Source organism: Gordonia sp. NPDC003429, from assembly GCF_053588575.1.
In genome coordinates this window covers 112,347-125,861 of record NZ_JBSFQF010000012.1, presented here as the reverse complement: position 1 = coordinate 125,861, position 13,515 = coordinate 112,347, and the positions used below count along the sequence as shown (strand labels likewise).

Annotated in this window: 12 protein-coding genes and 1 pseudogene; 7 read left to right on the top strand and 6 right to left on the bottom strand. The window is 68.7% G+C overall.

Annotated features, from left to right (window positions below):
• Together ACWDSI_RS15410 and ACWDSI_RS15405 are read left to right on the top strand one after the other, a co-directional pair.
• Positions 1-458, top strand: a pseudogene (locus ACWDSI_RS15410) (hypothetical protein); the annotation flags it as partial.
• A 59-nt stretch (positions 459-517) separates the two neighbouring features.
• A complete protein-coding gene (locus ACWDSI_RS15405; RefSeq protein WP_449757064.1) occupies positions 518-1,360 on the top strand; it encodes an RDD family protein in 843 nt (280 codons plus the stop codon).
• Between the two features lie 34 nt (positions 1,361-1,394).
• Here ACWDSI_RS15405 and ACWDSI_RS15400 read toward each other — a convergent pair whose 3' ends face one another.
• Positions 1,395-2,594, bottom strand: a complete 1,200-nt coding sequence (locus ACWDSI_RS15400) for an acyl-CoA dehydrogenase family protein (RefSeq protein ID WP_449757063.1) — start codon at positions 2,592-2,594, stop codon at positions 1,395-1,397.
• Positions 2,595-2,666: 72 nt separating this feature from the next.
• Between ACWDSI_RS15400 and ACWDSI_RS15395 the strand changes: the two genes are divergently transcribed.
• Positions 2,667-2,999 carry a TfoX/Sxy family protein gene (locus ACWDSI_RS15395; RefSeq protein WP_449747948.1) on the top strand — a complete coding sequence of 111 codons (333 nt, stop codon included), beginning with the start codon at positions 2,667-2,669 and terminating at the stop codon, positions 2,997-2,999.
• A 24-nt stretch (positions 3,000-3,023) separates the two neighbouring features.
• Here ACWDSI_RS15395 and leuS read toward each other — a convergent pair whose 3' ends face one another.
• Complete coding sequence (leuS, locus tag ACWDSI_RS15390) at positions 3,024-5,957, bottom strand: leucine--tRNA ligase (protein WP_449747949.1); 2,934 nt, start codon at positions 5,955-5,957, stop codon at positions 3,024-3,026.
• 71 nt (positions 5,958-6,028) lie between these two features.
• Between leuS and ACWDSI_RS15385 the strand changes: the two genes are divergently transcribed.
• Positions 6,029-6,622 carry an SdpI family protein gene (locus ACWDSI_RS15385; protein WP_449757062.1) on the top strand — a complete coding sequence of 198 codons (594 nt, stop codon included), beginning with the start codon at positions 6,029-6,031 and terminating at the stop codon, positions 6,620-6,622.
• A 36-nt stretch (positions 6,623-6,658) separates the two neighbouring features.
• Here ACWDSI_RS15385 and ACWDSI_RS15380 read toward each other — a convergent pair whose 3' ends face one another.
• A complete protein-coding gene (locus tag ACWDSI_RS15380; RefSeq protein WP_449757061.1) occupies positions 6,659-7,270 on the bottom strand; it encodes a DedA family protein in 612 nt (203 codons plus the stop codon).
• Positions 7,271-7,360: 90 nt separating this feature from the next.
• Positions 7,361-8,035 carry a YqgE/AlgH family protein gene (locus ACWDSI_RS15375; RefSeq protein WP_449747952.1) on the bottom strand — a complete coding sequence of 225 codons (675 nt, stop codon included), beginning with the start codon at positions 8,033-8,035 and terminating at the stop codon, positions 7,361-7,363.
• Positions 8,036-8,071: 36 nt separating this feature from the next.
• Here ACWDSI_RS15375 and ACWDSI_RS15370 point away from each other — a divergent pair, with 36 nt between their 5' ends.
• A complete protein-coding gene (locus ACWDSI_RS15370; RefSeq protein ID WP_449747953.1) occupies positions 8,072-9,469 on the top strand; it encodes an MFS transporter in 1,398 nt (465 codons plus the stop codon).
• Here the strand turns inward: ACWDSI_RS15370 and ACWDSI_RS15365 are convergent.
• Positions 9,436-10,002, bottom strand: a complete 567-nt coding sequence (locus ACWDSI_RS15365; RefSeq protein WP_449747954.1) for a hypothetical protein — start codon at positions 10,000-10,002, stop codon at positions 9,436-9,438. The two genes, ACWDSI_RS15370 and ACWDSI_RS15365, sit on opposite strands and share 34 nt — an antisense overlap.
• Positions 10,003-10,044: 42 nt before the next feature.
• On the opposite strand from ACWDSI_RS15365, the gene ACWDSI_RS15360 reads away from it, so the two are divergent.
• Both ACWDSI_RS15360 and ACWDSI_RS15355 read left to right on the top strand, forming a co-directional pair.
• The gene (locus ACWDSI_RS15360) at positions 10,045-11,136 is read left to right on the top strand and encodes an aminotransferase class V-fold PLP-dependent enzyme (RefSeq protein ID WP_449747955.1); all 1,092 of its coding nucleotides are present in this window, start codon (positions 10,045-10,047) and stop codon (positions 11,134-11,136) included.
• A gap of 4 nt (positions 11,137-11,140) precedes the next feature.
• A complete protein-coding gene (locus ACWDSI_RS15355) occupies positions 11,141-12,058 on the top strand; it encodes a diacylglycerol/lipid kinase family protein (protein ID WP_449757060.1) in 918 nt (305 codons plus the stop codon).
• On the opposite strand, the gene ACWDSI_RS15350 is transcribed toward ACWDSI_RS15355, so the two are convergent.
• Positions 12,052-13,515, bottom strand: coding sequence for a CCA tRNA nucleotidyltransferase (locus ACWDSI_RS15350; protein WP_449757059.1), 1,464 nt, complete (start codon positions 13,513-13,515; stop codon positions 12,052-12,054). The two genes, ACWDSI_RS15355 and ACWDSI_RS15350, sit on opposite strands and share 7 nt — an antisense overlap.

Below are 13,515 nucleotides of genomic sequence, written 5' to 3'. Positions count from 1 at the left end.
GCCCCAACCCCGGCCAATACACCACCCGCATCATCGACGACGGCCCCGACACCGGCCGCGTGGCCTGGCAACTCAACACCCACCCCGGCATGCCCGCCAACCCCGAACACATCAACCGCCACCCCGACATCGGCACCGTCTTCGCCGACACACTCGATGCCGTCCGCGCCGACATCCACGGCCCACCACAGCAAGATTCGCCACCCGAGAAGGATGTGCCACACGAGCAGGACTTGCCACCATACGATCCGGCGTCAACAAACGATCCGCCCGATCAGTCGTGGCAGGGCCCGCCAGATGAACCCAGATCGCCGGATGGGTTCACACAAGAATGCGAATCCACGGTGGAATCCGCGCTGAAAATCTCACTGATCACACACGAATACACCCACGCCCACCTCACCTACATTCGCACCAACGAGGGAACCGACATAGTGCGCATTCACCACGCCAGCTGATTCCAAGGCACCGCGCAGAAGGGGTCGTGACGGTCTGAGGGTCATTCGCGTGGAGCAGCATGTACCGCTACGCCCCGTACGACGTTACGCTGATCGTCATGTATGCGTCGGCGACGGTCGGGGTCGGCCGCAACGATCTCGTGTCCGGCGAGGCCGTCGCCCTCGATCTGCCCGCGGCCTCCCTCGGTCTGCGCATCTTGTCGGGGCTGATCGACGTCGTCGTGTCGGTGCTGATCCTGATCCTGTTGACGTGGCTGTCGTTCCGCTTGGCGTTCGGTGTCGACACCGCGCTGCTCTACGGATTACTCGCGCTGTCGTCGATGGTGGCGTTGGTCGCCATTCCCACCACCCTGGAAACCGTGACGCACGGAAAGACGTTGGGCCACTACGCGCTGGGCCTGCGGACCGTTCGCGACGACGCCGGGCCGATCCGTTTCCGCCATGCACTGACCCGCGCGCTGGTGGGCGTGGTGGAGATCTACATGATGTTCGGGGTGCCCGCACTCGTGTGCGCCGCGGGCAGCCGCCGGGGCAAACGTGTGGGCGACCTGGTGGCGGGCACCTACGTGATCCGCGACCGTTTCACCCTGGTACTCACCGACCCGGTGCCGATGCCGCCCGCGCTGGAATCGTGGGCGCGCACCGCCGACATCGCCTCGCTGCCGAACCATCTCGGACTGCTGCTGCGGCAATTCGGCCAGCGCGCACCCGGCCTGCGGCCGGAGTCCCGCGACGCACTCGCCGTCCGACTCACCTTCGCCGTCGCACCGTTCGTCGCTCCCGCCCCGCCACCGGATGCCCCACGAAGCGATGTGCTGTTCGCCATCGCCGCCGAACGCCGACGACGCGACGCGCAACGCCTCGATCACGAGGACCGGTTGCGTGATCGCCTGCTGCGCTGACCGATCCCGCGCCGCAGACCCGTCGAGGGTCCCACTACTTGAGGTCGGCGCTCGACTTGCCGAGCAGGCGCCGAGCGATGATCAGCTGCTGGATCTGCTGGGTGCCCTCGAAGATGTCGAGGATCTTGGCGTCGCGGGCCCACTTCTCCAGTAGTCCGGTCTCGGAATAGCCTGCGGTGGCACCGATCTCGACGGCCTTGTTGGTGATGTCGGTGACGGTGCGCCCGGCCTTGGCCTTCGACATCGACGCCTCCAGCGAGTTCGGCTGCTTGTTGTCGGCCATCCACGCCGCGCGGATGGCGAGCAACCAGGATGCCTCCCAATCGGATTCGAGTCGGATGAAGTCGGCCACCGCCGCATGCTGTGCGGCCGCGGGCTGGTCGTAGTCGATGGTGTGTCCGGCGCCCTCGATGAGGCTGCGCAGTTCCTCGAGCGCGGCGCGACCCACCCCGATCGCCATCGCGGCGACCAGCGGGCGGGTGTTGTCGAAGGTCTGCATCACACCGGCGAAGGCCTTCTTGGTGTCCACCTCCGGGGAGCCCAGCAGGTTGTCGGCGGGCACCCGGGCGTTCTCGAAGCGAAGCACGGCGGTGTCGGACGCCTTGATACCGAGCTTGTGTTCCAGGCGCGCCACGGACACACCCTCGGTGTCCATGGGGACCACGAAACTCTTGATGGCGGCCCGTCCGGCGCTCTTGTCGACGGTGGCCCACACGACGACGTGGTCGGCGCGGGAGCCCGCGGTGACGAAGATCTTCTCACCGTTGAGGACATACTCGTCGCCGTCGAGGGTGGCGGTGGTCGACACGGCCGCCGAATCGGACCCGAAACTCGGCTCGGTGATCGCCATCGACGCCCAGACGTCGGAGAACCTCTCGAGCTGCTCGGGATTGGCCACCGCGGCGATCGCGGCGTTGCCCAGACCCTGTTGCGGGATCGACAGCATCAGGGCGACGTCTCCCCAGCTCATCTCCACACCGTGGAGCACGCCGCGGATGTTCGCGCCGTTGACCACGCCCGCCTTCGGCCCCGACGATTTGTCCGCGGCGTCGGCCTCACGTGCCTTCGCGCGGGCCTGCGCGGCCAGTTTGCCCAGCTCGTCGAGCTCCTTGGGGTACTCGTGCTCAGCAAGGTCGTAGGTGCGTGAGATCGGCCGGAAGAGGTGCTCGGCCGCCAGATGCGCCTGCTCGACCGCGGAATCATACTTCTTCGGGAGCTCCAGGTTGATCGCCATGCGCACATCTTACTGTTGAGTAAGTTCTTTTCCAAGCCCCGGCTTCCACACCCGGCGGTGCACAATCGACAGGTGGCCTACGACGAGGACCTCGCACACCGGATCCGGGCGCTGCTCACCAGCGAGCCGGACCTGCGCGAGAAGTCGATGTTCGGTGGGCTGGCGTTTCTGGTGAACGGCAACATGGCGGTCGCCGCCAGCGGCCACGGCGGACTCATGGTGCGGGTTCCCGCCGAGATCACCGAGTCGCTGCTCGAACACGCCCACACCGAGCCGATGATCATGTCCGGAAGACACGCGCGAGGGTGGCTGCGCGTCTCGGCCGACGGCATCCGCACCGAACGCCAGCTGCGCCGCTGGGTCACCATCGGCGCCGACCACGCCCGCAAACTGCCACCCAAGTGACGCCGACGAGCACCCGGCCCGGCGTCAGGGAACGACGTTGACCATGCGGCCGGGCACGACGATCACCTTGCGCGGCTCGCCGTCGAGGAGTGCCACGATCTTCGCGTCGGCCAGTGCGACCGCGCGCACCGTGGCCTCGTCGGCGTCGGCGGGAACGGTCACGCGGCTGCGCACTTTGCCCTTCACCTGGATGGGGATCTCGATCGAATCCTCCACCAGCCACTGCTCGTCGGCCACCGGGAACGGACCGCGCACCAGCAGTTCGTCGTGGCCCAGGCGCGACCACAGTTCCTCGGCGATGTGCGGGGCGAGCGGCGCCAGCATCAGCACCAGCGGTTCGACGGCCGCGCGCGGGGCACCGGACTCGAACTGCTTGGTGAGGTGATTGGCCAGCACGGTCAGCTTGGCCACGGCGGTGTTGTCGCGCAATCCGCCGAAGTCCTCGCGGACGCCGGCAATCGTCTTGTGCAGCAACCGAAGCGTCTCATCGTCGAGTGCGTCGTCGGTGACCCGCACCGCGCCCGACTCCTCGCCGACCACCAGTCGCCAGATGCGCTGCAGAAAGCGTTGCGAGCCAACGACATCCTTGGTGGCCCAGGGCCGCGACTGATCGAGCGGACCCATGAACATCTCGTACACGCGCAAGGTGTCGGCACCGTAATCGGCGGCGATGTCGTCGGGGGTCACCGAGTTCTTGAGCGACTTGCCCATCTTGCCGTACTCCTGGGTCACCTTCTCGTCGCCGTAGAAGAACCCTCCGTCGCGTTCGGCGACCTCTTCGGCGGGCACGTAGATGCCGCGTGAATCGGTGTAGGCGAAGGCCTGGATCATCCCCTGGTTGAACAGCTTTCGGTACGGCTCGCGGCTGGTGACGTAGCCCAGGTCGAAGAGCACCTTGTGCCAGAACCGCGAATACAGCAGGTGCAGCACCGCGTGTTCCACGCCGCCGATGTAGAGGTCGAGTCCACCCGGATCGTTCTCCCCGTGCAACGCCGGTCGCGGACCCATCCAGTAGGCCTCGTTCTCCTTGGCGCAGAACTCCTTCTCATCGGTCGGGTCGATGTAGCGCAACTGGTACCACGAGCTTCCCGCCCACTGCGGCATCACGTTGGCGTCGCGCCGATAGGTCTTGACGCCGTCGCCGAGATCGAGTTCGACGGTGATCCACTCGGTGGCCTTGGCCAGCGGCGGGGACGGCTCGCTGTCGGCGTCGTCGGGGTCGAAGGACACCGGCGCGTAGTCGTCGACCTCCGGAAGCTCGATGGGGAGCATCGATTCGGGCAGCGCATGGGCGTGCCCGTCCTCGTCGTAGACGATGGGGAACGGTTCGCCCCAGTAGCGTTGCCGCGCGAACAGCCAGTCCCGCAACTTGTACTGCACGGTGCCGTGGCCCGCGCCGTGCTGCTCGAGCCACTCGATGATCGCGGCCTTCGCCTCATCCACCCGCATCCCGTCGAGGAACCCCGAGTTCACGGCGGGACCGTCACCGACGTACGCCTTGTCGGCCACGCCGTCGGCGGAGCCGATCACCTCGACGATCGGCAGGCCGAAGGCCGAGGCGAACTCGTGGTCGCGGGTGTCGTGGGCGGGCACCGCCATGATGGCGCCGGTGCCGTACCCCATCAGCACGTAGTCGGCGATGAACACCGGAACGGCCTCGCCGTTGACCGGATTGGTGGCGAAGGTGCCGGTGAACACACCGGTCTTCTCCTTGTTCTCCTGCCGTTCGAGATCCGACTTGGCCGCGATCGACGCGCGGTAGGCGGCGATGGCCTCGGCCGGACTCGCCGCCGCCCCGGTCCACCGCTCGTCGGTGCCCGCCGGCCACTGCGCGGCGGTGAGACGGTCGACCAGCGGATGCTCGGGGGCGAGCACCATGTAGGTGGCGCCGAACAGGGTGTCCGGGCGCGTGGTGAAGACGTCGATCACCGCGTCGGCGCCCGATTCCGGACCGCTCGCTGCACTCCCGGCGCCGGGAATACCGGGTACCGGGAACCCCACCTGCGCGCCGCGGGAGCGACCGATCCAGTTGCGCTGCATGGTCTTGACCTTCTCCGGCCAATCCAGCAGATCGAGGTCGTCGAGTAACCGGTCGGAGTAGGCGGTGATGCGCATCATCCACTGCCGCAGGTGCTTACGGAAGACGGGAAAGTTGCCGCGGTCGCTGCGCCCGTCGGCGGTGACCTCCTCGTTGGCCAGCACCGTGCCCAGTCCGGGGCACCAGTTGACCAGCGAATCACTCAGGTAGACAAGCCGATAGGAGTCGACGACGGCTGCCCGATCCGTCGTCGACAGCTCAGCCCACACTCGCCCGTCGTCGAGTGGCCTTGCGCCGGAATCGAATTCGGCGATGAGCTCGTCGACGCGGCGCGCGCGGCCCGCGTCCTCGTCGTACCAGGCGTTGTAGATCTGCAGGAAGATCCACTGCGTCCACCGATAGAACGAGACGTCGGTGGTGGCCACCCGTCGCCGCTCGTCGTGGCCGAGGCCCAGGCGCCGGATCTGGCCGAGATACCGGGAGATGTTGGCTTCGGTGGTGGTGCGCGGGTGCGTGCCGGTCTGCACCGCGTACTGCTCGGCGGGCAGCCCGAATGAATCGAAGCCCATGGTGTGCAGGACATTCTTGCCGATCATGCGCTGGTATCGGGCGAAGACGTCGCTCGCGATGAAACCGAGGGGATGCCCGACGTGCAGTCCGGCGCCCGACGGGTACGGGAACATGTCCTGCACGAACAGCTTGTCGGGTGCGTCGGGTCCGCTGCCGTCGAAGGCACTCATGTCGCCGGCCAACGGGCCCACCGGGTTGGGGGCCTCGTAGGCGTGGCGGTCCGCCCACTCCCGCTGCCAGCGCGCCTCGATCTCGCCGGCCAGCTCTGCGGTGTACCGGTGTCCGGGCGTCGTCGCGGCGGAGCCGTCGGCGTCGGCGGGGGTGGTCGAGGAAACGTCGGCAGTACTCACGCCACCAGGGTAATTCGTGCGATCGGGCCACCGAAATCGACGTCACGTGCGGGCCCTCGTATGGTGATCGGGTGAGTGTCGTGTCGATCGTCGTGGCGATCTGCGCCTTTGTGCTTGCCGCACTCTGGGCGGTGGTCGGTGTGCTCGGGCTGCGCGGTGCGCTTGGACGTAACCGGTGGTTCGGGGTGCGCGCCGATTCCACCATGCGCTCGGCCGACGCGTTCCGGGTGGCCAACCGTGTGGCCGCGCCGGGAACCCTGGGTGCCGCGGTGATCCTCGCCGCCGGCGGCATCCTGACGCTCGTGGTCGACAGCGGATGGTCGATCGTCTTCGGCCTGGTCGCGTTGTTCGCCGGTGTGGTGCTGGTGGGAGCGGTGAGCGGCTACGCGGTGCATGCGGCCGACTCGGTACCCGATCCGGGCGGCGACGACGGCTGCGGCTGCTGTTCGGGGGACGACCACGGCGGCGTCGCCGGCGCAGGCATCGACGGCGCAGGCATCGACCACGCAGGCATCGACCACGCCGCCGGCACCTCACGCGCGGACTCGCAGGCTCCGACGCCCGCATCGGACTGCGGCACCGACAGTTGCGCGTCGTGCACGCTGCGCGGCATCTGCTCCGCCGACGACGCACCGAGCGGGCTCGAACGCCGAACCCAGGCCTGACCCCGGCGTGACGATCCCGGCATTCACCCGCCGGATCTACCCATCCGATCTCCGTCGCCGCCACCAGCGCACTCCGTACCAGCCGACGACAAGCACCACGATGGCCACCACCACGTAGGCCAGCACCGACGCTCCGATGGCTGCCCCCGCGAAATAGCCGACCAGTAGGACGGCGGTCGCCCAGCTGACCGCGCCTATCGCGTCGGCCACCCCGAACCGTGTGAATCCCATCCCGGACATGCCCGCGATGCGGGGCATGATGGTCCGCACGTAGCCCACCCATCGGCCCGCCGCGACCATCAGGACGCTTTCCTCGACCCGGCCCCGCGCCCGCTCCCAGCGGTCTTCGCCGAAGCGACGCCCCAGCGACGATTCCATCAGGCGCGGTCCGCCCACCTTCCCGAACAGGAAACCCGCCGCGTCACCGGCAACCGCGCACACGCACGTCACCGCGATGAGCACTCCGATGTTGGCCGGCCCGACCGCCGCGGCCACACCTGCCGCGAGCAATAGTGCCTCGCTCGGCATGATGAGTCCGGCAAACACCACCGCCGTCTCGAGGAACACCGCTCCCCCGGCTATCAGGTACACCGCCCACACCGGCACCGACCTGACCTGGTCGATCAACCAGTCGGCGATGTGGTTCACCGACACCACGGTATCGGGTGTGCGGGACAGAAGTGGGCGTCCCCGGTTCTGGCTGACGCCGGTCCTGGCCGACTCCGGTCCTAGCGGACGTCAGTTCTGGCTGACGTCGATCGGGTGGGTGGCCAGCAGCGGCATCGGCCACGGTTGGCGGCGCAGCACATCCGACCACACGTCGCGGGTGGCGGGTGCCAGCAGGTCACGCGGCAGTGCCGACGCGAGCAGCCAGCTGTCCTGTTCGAGTTCGGCGTCGAGCTGGCCGATCCCCCATCCCGAATATCCGGCGTAGACGCGCACACCCTCGAGAACCTCGGCGAGTTCGTCCGGGTCGCCGTCGAGGTCGACGAGCACCACCCGGCCCGACACCGGACGCAGCGCGCTGAACGGTTCGCTGTCCACACCGTGGCGCATCACGCCCAAGCACAGTGCCGCATCCTGTTTCACCGGCCCGCCGATGAACAGCGCCTGCGGCGTGGCCGACAGGTCGGTCCACTGCGGCAGCAGGTTGTGCACCGCGGTCTGGCTCATCCGGTTGAGGATCACGCCGAGGCTGCCCGCGTCGTTGTGCTCGATGACGTAGATCACCGTCCGCGCGAAGGTGGGTTCGTCGAGATCGGTGGACGCGATCAGCAGCGTGCCCGGGCGCACCCGGTTCGCCGACTCGATGTCGCGGGCCGATCCGGACGCGCCAGGATTCTCGCCCGGCCCCTCGGGGGTGTCCGGGGGAAATTCGTCTGCGCTGTCACCGCCGCCCACAAAGACCATCATCGCATGCCGAGCCGTCCCCGTCGGTACTCTTATCCGGTGACCTCCCGTTCGACCGAAGCCGATCCGGAGACGGATGGCCGGTGGCGGGTATTCGTCTCGTCGCTGCGCAATTCGCCCGGTCTGCCGCGGCTGCTGGCAGTACGGCTCGCCAGCCAGCTCACCGACGGCATCTTTCAGGCCGCCCTCGTCGGTGGCGTGCTGTTCAATCCCGAACGCCACGCCGATCCGGTGGCGGTGGCCGGCGGAATCGCGGTGCTGCTGCTGCCCTACTCGCTGATCGGGCCGTTCGCCGGCGCACTCCTCGATCATTGGGATCGGCGGGCTGTTCTGCTGTACGCCAACCTGATTCGTGGTCTCCTCATCGGTGTGGTGGCGCTGGCGATCGCCCGCGGCGCACCCGACATGGTGGTGCTGTTCGGCGCGCTCGCGGTGACCGGGGCCAGTCGTTTCGTCTCGTCGGGCCTGTCCGCGGCGCTGCCCCACGTGGCCGAACGTGACGTCATCGTGGCGACCAATGCGTTGTTCACCACCCTGGGCGGCGCCATGCTCTCGCTGGGCGCCGTGCTGGCGGTGGGAGTGCGCGGGATGGTGGGCTCCGACAACAACGGCAGCGCCATCACGATGCTCGCCGGGATTGCGTTCGCGGTGATCGCAGCGGCTCTCGCCCACCGCTTCGCGCGGCTGCAACTGGGTCCCGATCATCCCGACGACCCGGGACGGTCGGCGGCCCACGCGGTGGCGGTGGGACTGCTGCACGGGGCGCGCGCGGTGGCCCGGTGCCGCCCGGTGGCGGCGGCGCTGAGCGCCATCGGCGCGCACCGCCTGGTGTTCGGCCTGAACACCCTGATGATTCTCGTGTGGGCGCGGCATTCGGGTTCCGGCGACGGACTCGACCGGGTGAGCATGGTCATCGGTTTCACCGCCGCGGGCGCGTTGCTCGCCGCGTTCGTCACTCCGGTCGCCGTGGACCGCATCGGCCGACGCCCGACGCTGATCGCCGCGCTGTCGGTGGGTGCCGTCGCCGAGCTGACGCTGCTGTCGTTCTCCATGCCGGTGTTCTGTGCGGCGGCATTCGTGCTGGGACTCATCGGGCAGGTCACCAAGCTGTGCGGCGACGCCGCGATGCAGGTCGACATCGCCGACGAGGTGCGCGGGCAGGTGTTCTCGGTGCAGGACGCGGTGTTCAACATCGCCTACGTGGGCGCCGTCGCCATCGCGGCATTCGTGATCGCTCCCGACGGCCGCTCCGCCGCACTGGTCGGTGTGGGGGTGGGAATCTACCTGGTCGGCGTGCTGGTGGTGCGTCTGCTGCACACGCCGCCGCACCGCGATCACCCGCACTACCGCGGCGCGCATCCGGCGCCGCACCCGACCGGATCGGACGCTCTCGCGCACGACGATCATCGCCGGAACTCCGGGGCATCGGCGTCGTAGCCGACGTCGGCGTCTCCGTCGCCGTCCCGGTCGACGAGGACGGTGTCGAGGACGCCGTCGCCATCGGTGTCGAGGTACAGACGCCGGGCACGCGCGGTGTCGGCGGTGCCCACCATCTCCGCGTCCACGCGGCCGTCACCGTCGGTGTCGACACGTTGGTGCCGCTCGGCAGGCGGCGTCTGGGGTCCAGGGGTCTGGGGTGCCGGGAGTCCGCGCCCCGAACCCGGCCTGTCGGGACCCGGTGACCCGGGGTCGAGCGCCACATCCCATACGCCGCGGCCCGAATCGCGGTAGTAGTGGTCGCCCGCCCCGTCGTCGTCCACGTCGAGGGCCACCACGTCGGCGATCGCGTCGCCGTCGGAATCCCAGAGCACGTCGTCGGTGATCCCGTCGCCGTCGAAGTCGAGACGCACACCGTCGAACGTGCCGTCACCGTCGACGTCGACATCGGCCACGCTCGACCAGCGGCTCAACGATCCGTCGCCCGTGCCGAACACATACTCGATCATCAAATCCATGTCGGTCAGACGCATCCGGGCACTCCCGGGGTTCCCGATCGCGGTAGGTTTTGCCCTATGTATGTGAGTGACCTCGGCGAGCAGTTTCACCGGGCGCGCATCAACCCGGCCGTCACCCACCTCGACTCGGCGTCGGCCGGGCGGTCGTCGAACGCCGTGATCGGCACCATCTCAGCGCACCTGTGGCGCGAGGCCGAACGCGGATCGTATGTCGCCGCCGACGACCGGGCCGCCGAGATCACCCGCGACAAACGCGATCTGGCCCAACTCATCGGCCACACCAGCGACGAACTCTCCTTCCGGGAGAGCGCGCGGGCGGCCCTGCGCGCGCTGCTGACCCACTGGAGCCTGCCGGTGTCGTCGACGGTGTGGGTGGCCAAGAACGAGTTCGGTCCGAACCTGGTGGAGTTCGAACGCCGCGGATACGGGGTGCGCGCGATGCCCGACGGCGACGTGTACGGCCACGTCGACACCGACGCACTGGAGAACATGCTGCAGTTCGAGCAGCCCGACTTCATCCACGTGTGCCAGATCGGGTCGATGTCGGGTGCGGTGCAGCCGGTCACCCGCATCGTGGAGATCGCCCACGCCGCGGGAGTGCCGGTGGTGGTCGACATGGCCCAGTCCGCCGGCCACGTACCCACCGTGACCGGGGCCGACGTCGTCTACGGAACCAGCCGCAAATGGCTGACCGGTCCGCGCGGTGTGGGATTCGTCGCGGTCCGCCGCGACGCGCTGCGCCACGTGGACATCGACAGTTCCGAGGCATTCGTCGCCGGGCGGCTCGGACTCGGGGTGGCGGTGTCGGAGATCCTGCAGACCGGGCAGCAACGGGTGTTCCGCGAACTCGCCGCCATCGGCCGCGCGGTTCGCGAACGCCTCGACGGCATCGGGAGCTGGGAGGTCCGCGAGCCGATCGACGAACCGTCCGCACTCGTCACCCTGGCGCCGCCGCCCGGATGGCAGTCCGCCGACGTCCACGCGGCGCGCGACAAACTCTTCGACATCGGCATCCTGGTGACCGCCGCCGACTCCTGGCGCGCCCCACTCGCCGGTGACGAACCCGTCCTGCGGATCAGTCCGCACCTCGACGTGACACGTGGGCAACTCGACGACCTCGCCGACGCCCTGCGCACGATGGGCTACTGATCCCATGTCCGATTTCTCGCATGTCACCGTCATCGCGAATCCGACCTCACGGCACGGCGCGGGGCGGCGCATCGCGGCCGAGACGGCCCACGCGCTCACCGCACGCGGTGTGAGCTTCGAGCTCCTGATGGGCGAGACCAGTGACGCCACCGCAGATCTGGCGGGTAAGGCCGCGCGTACCGACACCGATGCGCTCGCGGTGATCGGCGGTGACGGCACGTTGCGCGTGGTACTCGAAGCGGCGATGGGCACCGGCACCCCGATCGGATTGATCCCCGCCGGCAGCGGCAACGACACCGCGCGCAATCTCGGCATCCCGCTCGACGACGTCGACGGCGCGATCGACATCATCCTCGCCGGACGGTGCCGCTTCCTCGATCTGGGCCGCGCCACCTTCGCCGACGGCACCACCGCCGTGTTCGCCACCATCGCCGCCACCGGATTCGACGCCGCAGTGGCTGCCCGCGCCGGGGAAATGTCTTGGCCCAGTGGACAATCCCGCTACACGGTGGCCGCACTGCGGCAGCTGCCCGCACTCAACAACCACCACTACCAGGTGCGTGTGGACGACGCCGAACTCGAGGAAGACGTGGCGTTCACCGCGATCGCCAACACCACCTCCTACGGCGGCGGACTACCGATCGCCCCGGACGCCCGCATGGACGACGGCCTCTTCGAGATCACCGTGGCGCTGCGTCCCCGGCACTTCGCCCGTTTCGCCTTCGCCCGGGCGCTGGCCCGGCTCCGCGCGGGAAAGCACTCCGATCTCCCGATGGTGCGCACCCTGCGCGGCCGGGAGGTGGAACTCTACGGCGACCCGCCGGCCGAGGTGTCACTCGACGGTGATCTGCTCGGCACGCTGCCCGCGGTGTTCGACGTGGTACCGCGGGCCACCCGCATCCTGGCGCCGACGGCTCACTGATCGCCGCGCTGCGCCCACCACTCGCGCAGCGCGTCGACGGCCTCCTCGTGCGACAGCGGGCCGCGGTCGAGACGCAACTCCTTGAGATACCGCCACGCCTGACCCACCACCGGCCCGGGCGGCACGTCGAGCAACTCCATGATCTCGTTGCCGTCGATGTCGGGTCGCACCCTCTGCAGATCCTCGGCCGCCTGCAGGTGCGCGATGCGCTGCTCGAGATGGTCGTAGTTCTGCTGCAGCCGACGCGCGCGCCGCTTGTTACGCGTGGTGCAGTCCGCGCGCACCAGCTTGTTGAGTCGGTCGAGCAGCGGCCCGGCGTCGTTCACGTAGCGGCGTACCGCCGAATCCGTCCACCGGCCCTCCCCGTACCCGTGGAACCGCAGATGTAAGAAGACCAGCGTGGCGATGTCCTCGGTCACCGCCTTCGGATACTTCAGCGCCCGCAACCGCTTGCGCACCATCTTGGCGCCCACCACCTCGTGGTGATGAAAACTCACGCCGCCGTCGGGCTCGTGGCGGCGGGTGGCCGGTTTGCCGATGTCGTGGAGCAGGGCCGCCCACCTCAGCACCAGGTCGGGGTCACCCTCCTCGAGGTCGATCGCCTGCGCCAGCACCGTCAGCGAATGCTGGTAGACGTCCTTGTGCTGGTGATGCTCGTCGATGGTGAGTTTCATCCCCGGCACCTCGGGCAGCACCCGCTGCGCGAGCCCGGTCTCCACCATCACGTCGATCGCCTCGATCGGGTGGTCACCGAGGATCGTCTTGTCGAGTTCGGTGCGCACCCGTTCGGGCGTGATGCGCTCGATCTGCCCGCTCATCTCCGCGATCGCGTCGAACACCCGCGGGGCCGGCGAAAACCCCAGCTGGGAGACGAAACGCACCGCCCGCAGCATGCGCAGCGGATCGTCGTCGAAGGATTCCTGCGGCGTGGCGGGTGTGTCGATGATCCCGGCCAGCAACGCGCTCATCCCGTCGAGCGGATCGTGGAAGTCGGCGGGTCCGTCGGGGCCGATGGCCACCGACATGGCGTTGATGGTGAAGTCGCGTCGCACCAGGTCGCCGTCGAGGGAATCACCGAAGGTGACCTGCGGGTTGCGGCCCACCCGGTCGTAGGTGTCGGCGCGGTAGGTGGTGATCTCGATCATCATGTCGCCGCGGCGTGCGCTCACGGTGCCGAATTCGATGCCGGTGTCCCACACGGCGTCGGCCCACCCGGCCAGCAGTGCCGTGATGGCATCGGGACGGGCGTCGGTGGTGAAGTCGAGGTCGTTGCCCAGACGACCGAGCACCGCGTCGCGCACCGACCCGCCCACCAGGTGGAGTTCGTGCCCGGCGGCGGCGAATCGGGTACCCAACGGAACCAGGATGTCGGAGAGCGCTTGCAGCGACACCGCCGCCGCGGCGAGCAGCCGGGTACGGCGCTCGATCCGCTGATCGGCTGATGTCGGGTCGGTCAC